This window comes from Leuconostoc citreum (genome assembly GCF_007954785.1).
GTDB lineage: Bacteria > Bacillota > Bacilli > Lactobacillales > Lactobacillaceae > Leuconostoc > Leuconostoc citreum.
On record NZ_CP042410.1, the window covers coordinates 1,572,795 to 1,590,489 of the forward strand.

Below are 17,695 nucleotides of genomic sequence, written 5' to 3' on the forward strand. Positions count from 1 at the left end.
GGGGATAGCAGTCACGGATTACACTAAAAACTCGTTTCCGTCATAGCACCCCGCATATGCGACAGTGTAATAGCTATTAACTAGTACCCCAGCTAACTGATATGATAGTATCAGCGCTTCGGCCATATTCCCTTTGACACGTTTCATTGTATCTATCAATACTCCACGTGCGACTCATGTCTATGGCAACCTCTATGATTTTCTCATTGTTTTTATTTTATTCTAATGTTTTTATTTTGTCAAATGCTTTTACTATCTTCACTTTATCACGGTAAGGGGTTAACAATGCCAAAACAGCCAATTTATCGTATCGATACCACTGTTTGAGCCACTTGACATAAGGCCATATCTGTTGGTATTGTCTGGGACCATGATTCATGCGGGTATCTAGCCAACGCGTAATAAGCCGAAAAATATTCAGCCACAATGGCACATCCAAGACATAAATAATATCAGCTGCGCCAAACACGGCTTGCCCATGACGGTATTGAGTGCCTTCAATAATCCAATGGTTTTGGCGTACGACATGATTTAATTCTGTTTGTCTTTCAGCTGGCGTTTTATGAACATCCCCAGTTACCATTCGATGCCAATTTAACGTATCCAACGCAGTAACAGGGATGCCTGTTTGCTTACTTAATGCATTGGCAAAGGTGGTTTTACCACTCCCAACTGGACCAATAATTCTAATCTTCATAAAAAATGCCACACTATCTCACAATTCCGGTTCCCTGATAGACAGATTCTAACTGCTCGTAATAAAAAGGCCGAGAACTGCTTTATTAGTAGCCTTTCCCAACCTTTTATTATAACTGCACCACCAATTAACCATTGCTGATGGATATACTTACTTATCTTAATCCGTTTCGTTCTTAAAGGATAACGCAGCGACGTTTAATTCGCGATCACCAAAGCCTTTAGTAAAGCTGACTTCGTGGGAAACAATAATAACATTTCCCGGAAATTTATCAATAGCTGAGCGCAAGGCGTTTTTTGTTCCTTCGTCTAAGTGGTTTGTTGGTTCATCAAGAATTAAGAAGTTACTTGGTTTCATCTCCATAATTGCCAATTTAACCTTTGTTTGTTCACCACCAGATAGTTGTTGTAATGGTTTTTGTGCATTTTCTGCATTAATACCAGCCGCAGCAAGACGTGTACGCAGTGCTTTGGGTTCTAAAGTTGGGAAGCGATCTTGCATCTCTTGCAGTGGCGTTTTAGCATCGTTATCCCATTCTAAATCTTGATCAAAGTAGTTAACAATAGCAGATGGTGAAAACTCTGCTTCACCATGTAATGCTGGAATAACACCCAAAATGGATTTAATTAATGTTGATTTACCAGCACCATTGAAACCCTTGAAAACAATTTTTTGGCCGGTCGTAATGGAGAAGGTAACCGGCTCTAGAACAGGTGTCACATAACCAACAGATAGATCACTAACGGTTAATGCATTAGCTGATTGCGAATTGACATAAGGAAAATTAAACTTCGCTTGCAACGTCTCTGATGGTGGATCGATTTTATCCATTCGTGCCAACATCTTTTCTCGTGACTTAGCTTGTTTGGACGTTGACGCACGCGCTTTGTTTTTAGCAATAAACTTCTGCGCCTTTTCAATTTCACCCTGCTGTTTTTCATACTGGCGTAATTGTTGCTCTGCGCGCTCCTCTTTTTGGCGCATCGCCTTTTTAAATGAGCCACGGTACTTGGTGATTTTTCCAAAGGACAAATCAATAATTGCGTTAGTTACTTTATCCAGAAAGTCAAAATCGTGCGAGATAATTAAAGCAGCGCCTTCATATGTCTGCAAGAAATCTTCCAGCCAGGTAATATGTGCCACATCCAGATAGTTGGTTGGCTCATCAAGAATGATGACATCATCGTTTTCTAATAACAACTTAGCCAAAATCACTTTTGCACGTTGTCCGCCAGACATTTGCTCGAGTTCTCGGTCCCGACCAATGGCCTCCAACCCAAGACCAGAAATAACGCGTTCAATCTGCGTATCAACATCATAAAATCCTGCGGCGTCGAGTTCTTCTTGCATACGACCTGCACGCGTCAACAATTTGTCATTCATGGATTCAGCGTACTCATTGTAAAGCGCAGTGATGCGATCCTGCTTGTCATATAAGTCTTGGTAAGCAGTATGCAAAAAAGCTACCAAATTCATCCCATCTGGTATTTCTGCATATTGATCCAAATAACCAATTTTCAGACCCTTTTGCCATTCAATCTTACCAGACAATGGTAGTTCTTGGCCTGTAATGATTTTGATAAGTGTTGACTTACCCGCCCCATTTTGTCCAACAATGCCCATATGTTCATTCTGTTGTAATTCGAAGGCTGCGTCTTCGTATAAAGTTTTTTCTGCGTAGGCCATTGAAAGGCCACTTACTTCTAATAATGCCATAAGTTTAAGTTTACCATAAATTATATGTCTGTGGTAATGGATCCTTTGTTATTTAACATCAGTTGAAAATTAACACGATTCCGCTATACTTATAAGTATTATGAAACCACGTAAATTAAACATTAAAACAATTCCAGCAACTGATATCAATCGTGCCTATCGCTTTTGGCGTGATGTTTTTGATTTACCACAATCTGGTCATCAAAGTGGTCGTCATTTAATGTTGGACGGCGAGGATATTATCTTTGTGGTCGGTGAACCCACTGCCAACCTTGAATTACTTGTGCGTGATCATGCAGATGAATTACGTAAACATTTACGTAATAATTTTGTTGATATTATTGGTACGCCAGCACAACGTTTTGGACAAAAAGTTGCCTTTAAAATCAAAGACTCTGAAAATAATATAATCACGCTTGAAGCAAACCTATAAAAAAGAAGTGTAGTCTTTGACTATCACTTCTTTTTTATTTCAATAGTTTTAACATATCCAATAGTAAACTACTTAGAAAACCACCCAAAATCAAGAAAATCCACCAATAACTCGCCAAAAATTGCCAGAAATTCATACGTCGCCGTATATATTTACCAGTTCTTGGGTCAAACATAAACTCGTGTTTGTCGATTTTATCTACATCAACTGCTGTCTCTTCTTGTTGAACCGTACCAAGTACCAAAGAATCTAATGATGTCTCTAAAATCTCAGCTAATTTCACTAAATTTGTTAAATCCGGTGTGGCATCACCGGATTCCCATCTAGAAATTGCTTGCCGAGAGACAAATAGTTGATTAGCAATATCCTCTTGTGATAAACCACGTTCTGTGCGCATTCTTTTTAATTGTGTCGGCAATAGAATCGTCATCATCTCACCTCTCATTTCCTTTTGTTATCTTTATTATCAGCTATTCAATCTCAAAAAACTAGCAATAAATAATCAAAAAAACGCAATTAGCAACTAAACTGTGCGCACAGATTAGTTGCTATTACGTTTAAAGATAAGTATAGATATTGTTATATCAATCTTTCACCCAGTTGCGTCATGATTTAGACAGCACTTTCCTAGACACTGCGCTTGATATGATAATTCCCAAAGCCAAAGGCAATAATGCTGAATAATTTAAATGGGTAATCTCAATTAACATGAACATTGCCATAAAAGGCGCTTGCTGAGAAGCTGCCAATAACGTACCTGCGCCTAAAATAGCGCCTTGTCCCACCGAAACACCCGGTAAAAAAAAACTGAGAAGTAGTACTAACACAGCACCCAAGGCACTGCCTACTGCAATTGATGGTGTTAACGTACCCCCAGCAGCACCAGCTCGAATAGTTAACACAGTAATGATTACTTTCAATAATGCGCCACACACAAGTACCACAACCAGATGCATTTGTTGACTATTAATTGCGAATTGCGCCAACGATCGGCCATTTCCCATGATTTCAGGAAAAAAATAGGCAACCAAGCCAGTCATGAGCGCTATGGCTGGTAACTGCCACAAAATACTTTTTGATTTAGTCTGATTTTTTTCAGCCCACTGAAAAAAACGACGGAAAAAACCACCGGCTAAACCAGTCAAGGGCGCTAAAATCAAAATAAAAATAAAACTAGTTAGGGTAAACGTCATATCATGTAATATATAATACGGCTGAAAACCTTTAACAAGTGAACCAATTAGCATTGCAATGGTTGACATGGTTAAACTCACACCAACAGTACGCAATGTCATTTTTTTTAACAACACCTCAACAGAGAAAAACATCCCCGTAATGGGTGAAATGTATATACCGGCAAAACCTGCACCAGCAGCAGCAGTCATTAAAAGTCGGCGATCATCTGCTGAAAGTTTCGGGAAATGCCATTTTTCTAACAGATTTTCCCACTTTTGTGCTAAAAGTGCGCCCGCTTCTCGCGGCGCTAATTCACGACCAATTGATCCCCCAGTCCCAACATAAAAAATTTGTGTCATGACATGTAAGGTTGTCTGCCAAAAAGGCATTCGTTCACCGGACAAAGCTTTTTTGATACTAACAGTTGGGACTGTTTTTGTTCTTAACCCCCACCAAATCAGAGCCGCAATAACACCCCCGATTACCACAGAAATTAAGCGATCTATTGGTAACGTATTAATCGGTGCTGGTATTTTTGCTGTTTCTTCATAATGAAGAAAAAAATGTTCTACTACTTCTAACAACAATGACAGTAACAATGAACTAAAACCTACAATAACCCCTAAAAAAATTGTCGATAACGCCAGGACAATATTTTCTGGTTGTTGCCAATTTGGTCTCTCTTCATTCTCTCGTAATAAATTGAATCTCATCCTTGAGATGCCTCATTTCTTAATTGATTATCTGCCCAAATTGTTTGGTGGGCTAAAAAAGAAGCCTTGTTGATAGCTAATGCCAACATCAAATAATTTTTCTAATTGTCGTTGATCATTCACACCCTCAACAATCATCACTACATCATCATCTTGATGCTCTTCTTGAAACTGTTCTAGTCGCTGTTTAACTTCTTGGAATGGCAACTGCTGGACCATTTGATGTGAAAATTTAACCCCATCAATACCTAAGCGGCTCATGACGCAACTGTTAATATGCTTATGCGTATCAACATCATCCAATAAAATACGGAATCCTTGCCGCTTAGCATAACGAATAAACTGTATCAGCGCATGATCCTGACCACTATACTCACGCTCCGTAATTTCTAGTATGACGTGATTGGCAATATCTTTCACATCTTCCAAAAAGCGATAAGTTCTCTCGTATCCTAGTTGGATCGTCTCGAGATTAATTGATATATCACTGTTATCATGCTGCTGCATTACAACTCTGATTTGTTGCTCTGAAAAATCTAAGAACTCTTCGTTACCATCTTCTTCAGAAATCGCATCAAAAAAAGCCTGTCCTGGGAAACGGTTCGTCGTGCTATCACGCAATAAAAGCTCATAAAATCCAACTTTAAACTGGCGATAATCATCTAGCACCACAACGGGTTGTGTCGTAAAATAAAGTTTATTTTCCATAAAACGCATCGCCTTTCAATTGGGAAGGTTATTGTGTGCTGCATGTACTATTTGTCTTCGCGCGTATGCGCTTTACGTTGCTTTAAAACATCCAACCACCAAATGACAAATAAGTGAAACATGTATTATTGCTAAAATACATCTATTTTTCAATTATTGAATACTTTTAGATTATATACCAACTAGCCATTATTTATACGATGAATTTTAATTCCCTATCAATTGTCCAACCATTATAAGATATTTTCGACTTCAATCCGTGTTTGTTCTCGACCAGAAGTTTTCGCAACATATAGTAATTTATCCGCAATATCAAAGGTTTTAACTGGATCGAAATCATGATTTGCCAAGTAAGCAATCCCGGCCGAAAAACTAAGTTTTTGATCAAGTGATGCAATATCAACATTGCTGATTGAAGTCTGCAACATATCAAAGAGCGCTACCATGCTCTTCTCTTTCAATGTCTTAATTGTTACGACAAACTCTTCGCCACCATACCGATACAGCTCAAAATTATCTTCCCCTAGCTCAAGCTTTAAACATTGATGTAGATGTTGAGAAAAAGTCACCAAAACTTGGTTCCCCATACTATGACCATATTGATCATTCACTATTTTGAAATAATCTAAATCAATCACTGCAATTGCTAACGTTTGTCGATTCAGCTGATGAGAACTAAAATCTTTATTTAAATGATATAAGTTATAAAATTGCGTTAATTCATCCTTATTTGCCTGTAACTTCAAGTCATCAACATCTGCCTTGCGCGCAATCAATGAGCGATTAAAACGATCAACTGCAATTATAAAAACAATTGCTGACATGGTAGCAATGATTATACCTTGTGTCGTATGCAAGCCATATGCCGGTAAAAAATAACCAAACAACCTTTCTAGGGCTAACATTACCACCGCAGCTAAACTCACTTTAATAAGTGGTGGCTTTTTAATAAAACTAATCAGCCACGTCGCACCATAATTTAAAAAGCCACTGGCAAACACTAACAAAGGTATTTCAATAGGTACCGGCGTTTTTAGAATCATATCCAAATACAGTATGATGACAATAGGTGTTAAGACAAAATATAGACGACCAATGGCTGGACTGATATAATAAAACACCAAAATAGTGAGTAAATAATATAAGTAGATATTACCAAATACTAGTTTAGAGACAGATAATAAGCTATATATTGATGGCAAAAACACCACAACCGTAATCAATTGCCAAACAATCGTATTAGGTTTCTCCAGAAAATTTAAAATTGTCAATAGTTTGATGCCTAAGCCAATAACCATTGTCGATAATATCAAGGTACTAATTATTACCGTCCACATAGGTCCTCCCAAAATCCACACATTGCAGTAAAAAACGACACTAACACTACACATTCTATCATATAAATTACATAAAACATATTAATAAGAACCCCATGATATAGGACTCTTATTAACTAAAAAAAATAGCCCCCCATTATTTTATCACTTTATAAATATTGTTTATTTTATATGTTAAAGAATTGTTAATCGTTTGTGAAATGATATACGTTCGTAATTTTATAGCTTATAATTCATTTGTTTCAAAGAATAATCACAAATGGAGGAGAGAATGTTTTGATTAAAGAGAGAAATGTACGAAAAAAGCTTTACAAGTCTGGTAAGAGTTGGGTTATTGGGGGACTCATTTTATCGACAATGATGCTGTCTATGACCGCTACTTCACAAAATGTTAATGCAGATAGCACAAACACAGTGACAGATAAGTCAGTTACTGTCTCCAATAATTCGAATACAACCAATCAACACGATACTGTCGTTGACCAACAAACGACACCTGTCAAAAATAACCAAACAACACAACAAATCGCCGCAAATGCCAACCAAGCAGAAAAAGTAAAAGCATCAGACACAACGACTGATACGCAAAAGCAAGCTGAAACGGCAAACAACACTAACAAGGATTCGATAGATAATCTCACCAAGCAGTTGCCGACTGTTACGCCAACAGCTAATCAAAAAACTGGTTATCTGGAAAAAGATGGTAAATGGTACTATGTAACCAGTGATAACACACTTGCTAAGGGGTTGACTACTGTTGACAACCACAAGCAGTATTTTGACAACAATGGCGTGCAGGCAAAAGGCCAATTCGTTACTGATAACAGTAAAACATACTATCTCGATTCTAACTCCGGTAACGCAGTAACCGGGATACAACAAATTGGCTCACAAACATTAGCCTTCAATGACAACGGTGAACAAGTTTTTGCTGATTTCTATACAGCGCCAGATGGCAAAACTTATTATTTTGACGATAAAGGACAAGCAACTATTGGTCTAAAGGCCATTAATGGGCACAATTATTACTTCGATAGTTTGGGACAACTAAAAAAAGGATTTACCGGTGTCATTGACGGTCAAGTACGCTATTTTGATCAAGAATCAGGACAAGAGGTATCAACAACCGACTCACAAATCAAAGAAGGTTTAACTTCTCAAACAACAGACTATACAGCACATAATGCCGTTCACAGCACCGATAGCGCTGATTTCGACAATTTTAATGGTTATTTGACTGCTTCTTCATGGTATCGCCCTAAAGATGTTTTAAGAAATGGTCAACACTGGGAAGCAACAACAGCTAATGACTTCCGGCCCATTGTGTCAGTTTGGTGGCCTAGCAAGCAAACACAAGTAAATTACCTAAACTACATGTCTCAAATGGGACTCATTGACAATCGTCAGATGTTCTCGCTAAAAGACAATCAAGCCATGTTGAATATTGCTTGTACAACAGTCCAACAAGCAATTGAAACAAAAATCGGTGTGGCTAATAGTACAGCATGGCTTAAAACAGCCATTGATGATTTCATTCGTACACAGCCACAATGGAACATGTCGAGTGAAGATCCCAAAAATGATCATTTACAAAACGGCGCTTTGACTTTCGTCAACAGTCCATTGACACCAGATACTAACTCTAATTTCAGACTATTAAATCGCACACCAACAAACCAGACAGGTGTGCCAAAATATACAATTGATCAATCTAAGGGTGGTTTTGAACTCTTACTCGCTAATGATGTAGACAACTCTAATCCTGTTGTGCAAGCTGAGCAGTTAAATTGGTTACACTATTTGATGAATTTTGGTAGCATCACAGCAAACGATTCTGCTGCTAATTTTGATGGGATACGTGTCGATGCTGTCGATAATGTTGACGCTGATTTACTACAGATTGCAGCAGATTATTTCAAAGCTGCTTATGGTGTTGATAAAAATGACGCAACAGCAAATCAACATCTTTCAATTCTTGAAGATTGGAGCCATAACGACCCTGAATACGTGAAGGATTTTGGTAATAATCAACTCACAATGGATGATTACATGCATACCCAGTTAATCTGGTCGTTGACTAAAGATATGCGTATGCGTGGTACCATGCAACGCTTCATGGACTATTACCTCGTCAATCGCAATCACGATAGTACCGAAAACACTGCCATTCCAAATTACAGCTTTGTTCGCGCACACGATAGTGAAGTACAAACAGTCATTGCTCAAATTATTTCTGAGTTACATCCCGACGTAAAAAATAGTTTGGCACCAACAGCAGACCAGCTAGCCGAAGCCTTTAAAGTTTATAATAACGATGAAAAACAGGCGGATAAGAAATATACACAATACAACATGCCTAGCGCCTATGCGATGCTGTTAACTAATAAAGATACAGTACCGCGCGTTTATTATGGTGATTTATACACCGATGATGGTCAATATATGGCAAATAAGTCCCCTTATTTTGATGCCATCAACGGCTTGCTAAAGTCACGTATCAAATATGTTGCTGGTGGTCAGTCAATAGCTGTTGATCAAAACGATATCCTGACAAATGTTCGTTATGGTAAAGGTGCCATGAGTGTGACAGATAGCGGTAATGCAGACACACGAACACAAGGTATTGGTGTGATTGTCAGTAATAAAGAAAATCTGGCCTTAAAATCAGGCGACACGGTGACATTACACATGGGTGCCGCTCACAAAAATCAAGCATTCAGATTATTATTAGGGACAACTGCTGACAATTTGTCTTATTATGATAATGACAACGCCCCAGTAAAGTACACCAATGATCAGGGCGATTTAATCTTTGATAATACTGAAATCTATGGTGTCCGTAACCCGCAAGTCTCTGGCTTCTTAGCTGTTTGGGTGCCTGTTGGGGCTGACAGCCATCAAGACGCGCGTACTTTGTCTGACGACACAGCCCATCATGATGGCAAAACCTTCCACTCAAATGCTGCTTTAGATTCTCAGGTTATTTACGAAGGTTTTTCAAATTTCCAAGCTTTTGCCACAAACACTGAAGACTATACAAATGCTGTCATTGCAAAAAATGGTCAGTTATTCAAAGATTGGGGTATCACAAGTTTCCAGTTGGCACCACAATATCGTTCAAGCACCGATACCAGTTTCTTAGATTCAATTATCCAAAATGGTTATGCCTTTACAGATCGTTATGATTTGGGCTACGGTACACCAACAAAATATGGCACAGTTGACCAGTTACGCGATGCCATCAAGGCTCTGCACGCAAATGGCATCCAAGCAATCGCTGACTGGGTACCCGATCAAATTTATAATTTACCGGGTCAAGAATTAGCGACTGTCACACGAACAAACTCTTATGGTGATAAAGACACTAACTCAGATATTGATCAGTCGTTATATGTCATACAAAGTCGTGGTGGTGGTAAATACCAAGCACAGTATGGCGGTGCCTTCTTATCTGATATCCAGAAAAAATATCCAGCACTTTTCGAAACAAAACAAATTTCTACAGGGCTACCTATGGATCCTAGTCAGAAAATAACAGAATGGTCTGGTAAATACTTTAATGGCTCAAATATTCAAGGCAAAGGGGCTGGCTATGTCTTAAAAGACAGTGGTACCGATCAATACTATAAGGTTACATCAAACAATAATAATCGTGACTTCTTGCCAAAACAATTAACAGATGACTTATCTGAAACAGGATTTGTCCGCGATAACATTGGTATGGTCTACTACACATTGAGTGGCTATCTAGCTCGAAACACCTTTATACAAGATGATAATGGCAATTATTATTACTTTGATAGCACCGGCCATCTCGTTACTGGCTTCCAGAATATTAATAACCATCACTATTTCTTCCTACCAAACGGTATTGAACTCGTTCAATCTTTCTTGCAGAATGCTGACGGTTCAACGATTTATTTTGACCAAAAAGGGCGTCAAGTATTTAATCAATACATTACTGACCAAACCGGCACCGCCTATTACTTCCAGAATGATGGCACAATGGTCACTTCTGGCTTCACTGAAATCGATGGTCATAAGCAATACTTCTACAAGAACGGCACACAGGTCAAAGGGCAATTTGTATCAGACACTGATGGTAACGTTTTCTACTTAGAAGCTGGTAACGGCAACGTGGCGACACAAAGATTTGCACAAAATAGTCAAGGTCAGTGGTTCTATTTGGGTAATGATGGCATTGCCTTGACTGGTTTGCAAACAATCAATGGTGTTCAAAATTATTTCTACGCCGATGGTCATCAAAGTAAGGGTGATTTTATTACGATACAAAATCACGTATTATATACTAACCCACTAACTGGCGCTATAACGACAGGTATGCAACAAATTGGTGACAAGATTTTTGTCTTTGACAATACGGGCAACATGTTGACCAATCAATACTATCAAACACTAGATGGCCAATGGTTACATTTAAGTACTCAAGGTCCAGCAGACACTGGTTTGGTAAACATTAATGGTAATTTGAAATATTTCCAAGCTAATGGTCGGCAAGTGAAAGGTCAATTTGTGACTGATCCTATCACGAACGTGAGTTATTATATGAATGCCACTGATGGTTCGGCAGTATTTAATGACTACTTTGCCTATCAAGGCCAATGGTATTTAACGGATAGTAATTATCAACTCGTCAAAGGATTTAAAGTTGTTAATAATAAGCTACAACATTTTGATGAAATAACAGGCGTACAAACTAAATCAGCTCATATCATCGTTAATAATCGAACATACATTTTCGATGACCAAGGTTACTTTGTCTCAGTCGCTTAACTAAAAAAGCCTACTCAATTAAGAGTGGGCTTTTTTAATTTAAGAAGTATAAGGCAATTAAAGCAACCAACGCCGGTAATCCTTGTACCACAAGAATTTTCCGAGCTGATGTTATGCTGCCATATATCGCTGCAATTAAGATATAGAGCATTTCAAATTGTAACATCAGCACTTGTTGCGGACCATGAATGAAAAACATGGTCACCAATATGAGTGCTCCGAATAAACCATTGTATATTCCCTGATTAGCTAATAACACCTTCACTTCTGGCATTTTTAAAACAGCTGGTTCTAATTCAAACGACTTAGCTTGCTGTGCAACTGAGCCAAACATTTCTATCATCATGATAATGATTGCTTCAATAGCAACTAACCCGGTAATAATTTGTACGATCATTTTATACTGTCTCTTTCTTTATTTCTACCACAATCTTACCACGCGCATGATGTGTTTCGCTACGCTGATGAGCTGCACGCATACCTTCTGTTGTTAGCGGATAAATACTATCGACCACAATTTGTAATTGATTTTTTGTAATATAATCAGCGAGTGTGGTTAAATCTTTACCATTAGTATCCAACCAACCGGTTGTAATTGTTTTGTTAGGTGTCTGCTGTTGTTGAGCCGTTAACTGCGCAGAAATTGTCACCAAATGGCCGCCATCTTTTAAAATATGAATACCATTATCGATGTCCCCAACCATATCAAATACAGCATCGTAATCAGACAAAACATCCTGTATTTGGTATGCGTGGTAATCAATCACTTGATCTGCCCCCAGTGACGCAACAAAATCGTGATTAGCTTGACTCGCTGTTGTTGCTACATAAGCTCCCATTAACTTGGCGAGTTGAATGGCATAAATACCAACGCCACCAGCGCCAGCTTGTATTAACACCTTGTGCCCTGCTTTAACTTGTAGTTTTTCCAACATTTGTAGCGCTGTTAGGGCTGCTAATGGTACTGCAGCGGCTTGCTTAAAAGTAATATTTTCTGGTTTAAAGGCTAATTTGTCGGCTTTCACCACGGTGTATTCCGCGTATGACCCATTTCGACCAGTCGGATCAATATCTGGTCGAGCAAAAACAGCATCGCCAACCTTAAAATTCGTCACATCCTGGCCAACGGCCACAATTCTGCCAGCAATATCCCATCCTAAAGTCACAGGGAACTGCCATTGAAACATCCCCTGCATCAAACCTTGGCGCGCTTTATAGTCAATGGGGTTAATACTGGTAGCCATATTTTCAACCAGCACTTCGTCTTGCTGAATATGAGGTATTGCTTGCTCAGCGACAACAAGTTGTTCACTGCCACCGTAAGCATTAATAATAGCTGCTTTCATCATTATTCTCCATTTAATCTAAATAGTTTGCAATCATTGGTAACACAACACCAGTATGTGCTGGAAAAGCAAAAATTTGTGATTGAATATCATCACGTGTATATTGCTTGTTAATAACTGGTACTAAAGCATTCACAATTTCTGGGGAAAAATCCCCAATCATTGCGGCACCAACGAGTTTTTTCTCAGTATTGACAACAATCTTCAGCGCTGCTTGACTATCGTTTAACGTTTGGAAACGCATCATTTGCCCATAAGGAATTTCGATGACTTGCAAATCATCACGCATTGTAGCCTCTTGAGATGTCACACCAACTTGGGCAACACGAGGTAACGTAAAGGCAATCGTTGGCACAACAGGGTATCGAATAGGCGCTTTTTCCCCTAGGAGCACTTTAGCAATGTAATGTGATTCAAAAGTTGCTGTTGGCGTTAGACGCGCAATTGACTTAGAAATCACATCCCCACTAGCATAGATGTTAGGTACAGTTGTTTGCAAATGGTCATTAACCAAGACGCCTTGACGGTCATATGCGACACCAATGCTGTCTAAGCCTAGCTGATCAATATTGGCTGTGCGGCCAGTTGTATCCATGACATAGTCTGCTTGGAAACGCGTTCCCTGACTTGTTTCGATAACATATTGCCCATCATCCAGTGCTTTGACTTCAGAAACGGCCTGATTAAAAGCAAATGTGATGCCTTTGGCTCGCATATCTGCGACAACTGTCTCAGCATATAGCTTATCAAAACCATTGAGTGCACTACCCCCATATTCAATTAACGTCACTTGACTTCCTGCAGCATGTGCAATTGATGCAAATTCCATTGCAATATAACCAGCACCAATGAATACCATCGACTTGGGCATGTCAGGCAAATCCAAGAAATCCGTACTATCGTGCGTTAATTCAGCACCCGGAATCGGTAGTTTGGCTGGTTTTTGGCCGGTTGCAATAACAAACTGAGCTGCCGTGTAGGTCGTCTGGCCCACTGAAATCGTCTGTGTGTCAACAAACTGCGCATGGCCAGCAATGATATCAATACCATCGACAGATAACATGCGCGCTAAGCCGTCTGACAAGGGGTCGATCACTTGATGCTTGTAAGCCATCAGTTCTGGCCAAATAATATCTGGTGTCTCATTAATACCAACACCATGATAGGGATGCAAATGATGAATCATTTCAGCTGGGCCATCTAACAATATTTTAGCGTTACAACCAAAATTTGTGCATGTGCCAGCAACCTTATTTTCCTCAATCAGCGCAACTTTTTTACCAGCGCGTGCTAAAGTTTGTGCGCCATGCCAAGCAGCGTGGCCACTACCAATAAAAATAATATCATACATCATTTCTCTTCCTTTTCAGCTAACATACGCTTTAACATATCATTTAATTGTTGATTTTCATGAAGTACTTCTGCCAACGGTCGGCCGCTAAGTGACAACAATTCATGTCGCATGATTTCGACGTCGCTCAATATCTTGTTAAACAAAGCTACTTTATGTTCCGTCATAGCCAGCATTTTGATACGCTTATCTGCAACATTGGATTGCTTAACCAACCAATCTTTACGAACTAACTTTTCAATGACTGGCGTCAGTGTATTGCTCGATAAATCTAGTGCGAGGCCGATATCCATCAATTTTAATTGCCCTTGCTGATGAATCAATAATAAACTCATATATTGTAGGTAAGATAAATCATATTTATCCAATATGCGATCATACAAACGGTGAAAATAACGATTCGTATTATAAAATGATAAACATAATTCGTCATACAGATGTTGCTCTTTTGCCATACTATTTCCTTTTTTAATGTGTTGTTTATAATTATATCGCATACGATATAATTTACAACTAATAAAAAAATGATATCACATCATTTTTTATCTCAAACTTATTTTTATTGTGGCGCCACAGCAAGTAACCAGTTACCATTTGTTGCTGTGTCCTCGGTTTCCCGTATATTATAATTTTCAGCATTCGTAATAATCATCATAACGGTGATATCATAACCAGCCGATTGAATGGCTTCACGATCAAACACTAATAACTTATCGCCCACGTCAACTTGTTGGTCTTGTTTCACAAATTGTTCAAAGTGCTCACCATTGAGTTGAACCGTGTCAATACCGACGTGCAATAAGATTTCTAAGCCATCATCTGAAATTAAGCCAATCGCGTGTTTACTTGGATAAACTGCTACAACCTTACCCTTAATTGGTGATACCAGTGTGTCAGCTTCTGGCACGATGGCAATACCTCTGCCCATCGCACCACTAGCAAATACTTCATCTTTCACAGTTGATAGTGGTACAATTGTGCCACTTACTGGTGCCATAACTTCTTCTTCGACTGATGAAACTTTTTGTGTTGTTTTTTCTAATGATGCACTGGGTACACCAAACCAATACGTTAGCACTGCCGCCAGTACAAAGGCAACGATGATACCAACTACAACACTCATGAATCCTTTTCCTAAATATGTTGGTAAAGCTAACAGGCTTGGGAGTGTAAAGGCACTGGCCTGTGCACCACCACCGCCAGCAATAGCGCCACCAATACCGCCAGCGATTGTAGCAAAAATGAACGGCTTTTTAAGCTTCAATGTCACACCGTAAATAGCTGGCTCAGTAATACCTAAAATACCAGTTAGAACCGCAGACCCGGCTAATGCCTTCATTTTCTTATCTTTTGTCTTTAAGAAAACACCAAGCGTTGCACCAGCTTGTGATAACACAGCGACACTTAACATTGGTAGCATGTAGTCATGACCTAATTGACCAATATTATTTGTCATCACAGGTACAAACGTCCAATGCACACCAAAGATAACAAAAACTTGCCACATGGCTCCCATCACAGCACCAGCTACATAAGGCGCAACATTGTAAATACTTTCAACTCCTGATGATAACACTGTGCCGACACTTGTGCCTAATGGCCCAACCACCAATAGTGTTAAGGGTACCATGATTAGCAAACTGACCAATGGTGTTAGAATATTACGAATCGATTCATGAAATGCCCGATCCAGTGCTGGTTGCAAATACGACAATAGCCACACAGCTAATAAAATTGGAATAACACTTGAACTGTACGTTGTGCCAATGACACGAATACCTAAAAAGTCTAGTGGTTTTGTCCCAGTTAGTACTGTTGCTAGACTAGGATAAAGTAACGCACCAGCCAGGGCACCAGCAACGTATTGATTCACTTTCAGTTGCTTGGCAGCTGTAAATGCCAACCAAATAGGTAAGAAAAAGAAGAAGGCATCGCCTGCAGCATACCAAATTTGATAAGTACCACTTGTTTTATCTAGCCAACCTATAGCCACTAGTAGTGCTAATAGCCCTTTCAATACACCGGTACCAGCCATTGCACCTAAGAAAGGCGTGAAAACGCTTGAAATAAAGCTGATAAAGCGATTAACGATATTTTCTTTAGGCTTGTCACTAGGAGCATGAGTTTGGTTATCTAAGTGTTCTAGTCCCGCTGCGGCTGCCAATGGTTCAAACACTTTCGCTACCGAATTGCCAATAACCACTTGATATTGTCCAGCAGATTTCACAACGGTCACCACACCAGGTAGCGCTTCAATCTCTGCTGTTTGTGCTTTGTTCTCATCTTTTAACTTAAACCGTAAGCGTGTAGCGCAATGCCAGGCCTCGTTAATATTTGCTTTCCCACCAACAAGACCTAAAATATCTTTTGCCAATGTTTCGTAATTCATGGTTCGACCTCTTTTCAAAAAATAAAAACCCAAAAGTTATCACCTCAGTGACTAACTTTTGGGTTTTGCCTAAATTTATAGTAACAATCCCATAATTAATTCATATGTTCCAATAATCGTTGCAAGTGCATGGTGAGATAAATACGTTCACTGGTCTGTGCCCCACGATGGGTCTCATGTTCAATATAACGAATAATATCTTCGGCACAGCGATATGCTTTCGTGTAACGCTGTTCAAAATGCTGCATCATGACCTGATCAAAAGGGTTATCGGCATTATTCTCATACTCATCTGATAGTAAGCGATCCAGCAAGAACCTGAGATGCACCACTAAGCGTTGATAATTGAGTGCGGAGTAATCAATTTTTGGCGATAGTTCATGCCGCACAATGGTTAACACCCCTTCAATTAACTTTGTCAAGCTAGTTGCACGCTCACTGATTTCCGGTCCAGCACGTTTTTCAATGAACTTTAAGGCAATAAAACCAACTTCATCATCGGCTAAAGTCACATTTAGTTGTGCCGCAATGTATGCAACAGCTTCTTCACCAATCATATATTCTTCTGGATAAAAATGTTTTGTTTCCCATAAGAGTTCATTTTTGATGGGCAATGCTTTCAGTTGACGCGCAACAGCGAATTGGATATGATCGGCCAATCCGATTAACAGATAATCATCAAAATCAGTATCTAGCCGTGCTTCAGCAGTAGCGATAATATGTGAAGCAATCTCAATATATTCAAATGCTATCGCTGATGTTAACTCATTAAATAATGTGGTCCACCTTTGGTCTTTTGGGTAATAACATTTTTCAATTTTCTGTTGCGCAACCACTTGGCCAATTTTCTGCTGAAAACCGACACCCCGACCAATGACAACAATTTCCTGATCACCATCTTCTGCCAGCAAAACATTATTATTAAAAATTTTCTTAACTAGCATAGTCACTCTGCCTCAACTCAAACAAAAAACCAAATAACGACACAATCACCTCACAAAGATGATAGCAACATTATCTGGTTTTGCCCGTTTT

General features: G+C 39.1%; 14 protein-coding genes and 1 riboswitch. Of the genes, 2 read left to right on the top strand and 12 right to left on the bottom strand.

Features of this window, described 5'->3' with window-relative positions:
• Nucleotides 1–35: 35 nt before the first annotated feature.
• A riboswitch (Lysine riboswitch) is annotated at nt 36–203 on the bottom strand.
• A gap of 14 nt (nt 204–217) precedes the next feature.
• Both FGL72_RS07810 and FGL72_RS07815 read right to left on the bottom strand, forming a co-directional pair.
• Nucleotides 218–697, bottom strand: coding sequence for an isopentenyl transferase family protein (locus FGL72_RS07810; protein WP_085699369.1), 480 nt, complete (start codon nt 695–697; stop codon nt 218–220).
• A 159-nt stretch (nt 698–856) separates the two neighbouring features.
• Nucleotides 857–2,413, bottom strand: a complete 1,557-nt coding sequence (locus tag FGL72_RS07815; protein WP_004899624.1) for an ABC-F family ATP-binding cassette domain-containing protein — start codon at nt 2,411–2,413, stop codon at nt 857–859.
• Between the two features lie 100 nt (nt 2,414–2,513).
• Between FGL72_RS07815 and FGL72_RS07820 the strand changes: the two genes are divergently transcribed.
• On the top strand, nt 2,514–2,846 hold the full coding sequence (locus FGL72_RS07820; protein ID WP_040189756.1) for a VOC family protein: 333 nt from the start codon (nt 2,514–2,516) through the stop codon (nt 2,844–2,846).
• A gap of 34 nt (nt 2,847–2,880) precedes the next feature.
• On the opposite strand, the gene FGL72_RS07825 is transcribed toward FGL72_RS07820, so the two are convergent.
• The 4 genes from FGL72_RS07825 to FGL72_RS07840 all read right to left on the bottom strand — a co-directional run bounded on the left by FGL72_RS07825 (nt 2,881) and on the right by FGL72_RS07840 (nt 6,780).
• The gene (locus FGL72_RS07825) at nt 2,881–3,279 is read right to left on the bottom strand and encodes a helix-turn-helix transcriptional regulator (RefSeq protein ID WP_004899628.1); all 399 of its coding nucleotides are present in this window, start codon (nt 3,277–3,279) and stop codon (nt 2,881–2,883) included.
• Between the two features lie 172 nt (nt 3,280–3,451).
• Nucleotides 3,452–4,735, bottom strand: a complete 1,284-nt coding sequence (locus tag FGL72_RS07830; RefSeq protein ID WP_085699373.1) for a chloride channel protein — start codon at nt 4,733–4,735, stop codon at nt 3,452–3,454.
• A gap of 27 nt (nt 4,736–4,762) precedes the next feature.
• Nucleotides 4,763–5,443 (bottom strand): EAL domain-containing protein, encoded by a 681-nt coding sequence (locus FGL72_RS07835; protein ID WP_085699375.1) that lies wholly within the window; start codon nt 5,441–5,443, stop codon nt 4,763–4,765.
• Between the two features lie 233 nt (nt 5,444–5,676).
• Nucleotides 5,677–6,780: a GGDEF domain-containing protein gene (locus FGL72_RS07840; RefSeq protein WP_146992891.1), complete on the bottom strand. Its 1,104-nt coding sequence runs from the start codon at nt 6,778–6,780 to the stop codon at nt 5,677–5,679.
• A 276-nt stretch (nt 6,781–7,056) separates the two neighbouring features.
• Here FGL72_RS07840 and FGL72_RS07845 point away from each other — a divergent pair, with 276 nt between their 5' ends.
• Nucleotides 7,057–11,574, top strand: a complete 4,518-nt coding sequence (locus tag FGL72_RS07845; protein ID WP_146992893.1) for a glycoside hydrolase family 70 protein — start codon at nt 7,057–7,059, stop codon at nt 11,572–11,574.
• A 34-nt stretch (nt 11,575–11,608) separates the two neighbouring features.
• On the opposite strand, the gene FGL72_RS07850 is transcribed toward FGL72_RS07845, so the two are convergent.
• The 6 genes from FGL72_RS07850 to FGL72_RS07875 all read right to left on the bottom strand — a co-directional run bounded on the left by FGL72_RS07850 (nt 11,609) and on the right by FGL72_RS07875 (nt 17,604).
• Entirely contained in the window at nt 11,609–11,971 is a 363-nt protein-coding gene (locus FGL72_RS07850) for a DUF1304 domain-containing protein (RefSeq protein WP_085699381.1), read from the bottom strand.
• A 1-nt stretch (nt 11,972) separates the two neighbouring features.
• A complete protein-coding gene (locus FGL72_RS07855) occupies nt 11,973–12,920 on the bottom strand; it encodes an NADP-dependent oxidoreductase (RefSeq protein ID WP_170167805.1) in 948 nt (315 codons plus the stop codon).
• 13 nt (nt 12,921–12,933) lie between these two features.
• Nucleotides 12,934–14,274: a dihydrolipoyl dehydrogenase family protein gene (locus FGL72_RS07860; RefSeq protein ID WP_146992895.1), complete on the bottom strand. Its 1,341-nt coding sequence runs from the start codon at nt 14,272–14,274 to the stop codon at nt 12,934–12,936.
• Entirely contained in the window at nt 14,271–14,726 is a 456-nt protein-coding gene (locus tag FGL72_RS07865; RefSeq protein WP_004908556.1) for a MarR family winged helix-turn-helix transcriptional regulator, read from the bottom strand. Before FGL72_RS07865 ends, FGL72_RS07860 begins: the two co-directional genes overlap by 4 nt.
• Nucleotides 14,727–14,830: 104 nt before the next feature.
• On the bottom strand, nt 14,831–16,660 hold the full coding sequence (locus tag FGL72_RS07870) for a beta-glucoside-specific PTS transporter subunit IIABC (protein ID WP_004904565.1): 1,830 nt from the start codon (nt 16,658–16,660) through the stop codon (nt 14,831–14,833).
• Between the two features lie 95 nt (nt 16,661–16,755).
• Nucleotides 16,756–17,604 carry a PRD domain-containing protein gene (locus FGL72_RS07875; protein ID WP_004899646.1) on the bottom strand — a complete coding sequence of 283 codons (849 nt, stop codon included), beginning with the start codon at nt 17,602–17,604 and terminating at the stop codon, nt 16,756–16,758.
• Nucleotides 17,605–17,695: the final 91 nt, after the last annotated feature.

Coding starts and splice junctions, on each gene's coding strand:
- FGL72_RS07835 (WP_085699375.1), bottom strand. CDS start 5,443: ATGGAAAATAAACTTTATTTTACGACACAACCCGTTGTGGTGCTAGAT.
- FGL72_RS07875 (WP_004899646.1), bottom strand. CDS start 17,604: ATGCTAGTTAAGAAAATTTTTAATAATAATGTTTTGCTGGCAGAAGAT.
- FGL72_RS07855 (WP_170167805.1), bottom strand. CDS start 12,920: ATGAAAGCAGCTATTATTAATGCTTACGGTGGCAGTGAACAACTTGTT.
- FGL72_RS07860 (WP_146992895.1), bottom strand. CDS start 14,274: ATGATGTATGATATTATTTTTATTGGTAGTGGCCACGCTGCTTGGCAT.
- FGL72_RS07865 (WP_004908556.1), bottom strand. CDS start 14,726: ATGGCAAAAGAGCAACATCTGTATGACGAATTATGTTTATCATTTTAT.
- FGL72_RS07870 (WP_004904565.1), bottom strand. CDS start 16,660: ATGAATTACGAAACATTGGCAAAAGATATTTTAGGTCTTGTTGGTGGG.
- FGL72_RS07825 (WP_004899628.1), bottom strand. CDS start 3,279: ATGATGACGATTCTATTGCCGACACAATTAAAAAGAATGCGCACAGAA.
- FGL72_RS07830 (WP_085699373.1), bottom strand. CDS start 4,735: ATGAGATTCAATTTATTACGAGAGAATGAAGAGAGACCAAATTGGCAA.
- FGL72_RS07815 (WP_004899624.1), bottom strand. CDS start 2,413: ATGGCATTATTAGAAGTAAGTGGCCTTTCAATGGCCTACGCAGAAAAA.
- FGL72_RS07820 (WP_040189756.1), top strand. CDS start 2,514: ATGAAACCACGTAAATTAAACATTAAAACAATTCCAGCAACTGATATC.
- FGL72_RS07850 (WP_085699381.1), bottom strand. CDS start 11,971: ATGATCGTACAAATTATTACCGGGTTAGTTGCTATTGAAGCAATCATT.
- FGL72_RS07810 (WP_085699369.1), bottom strand. CDS start 697: ATGAAGATTAGAATTATTGGTCCAGTTGGGAGTGGTAAAACCACCTTT.
- FGL72_RS07840 (WP_146992891.1), bottom strand. CDS start 6,780: ATGTGGACGGTAATAATTAGTACCTTGATATTATCGACAATGGTTATT.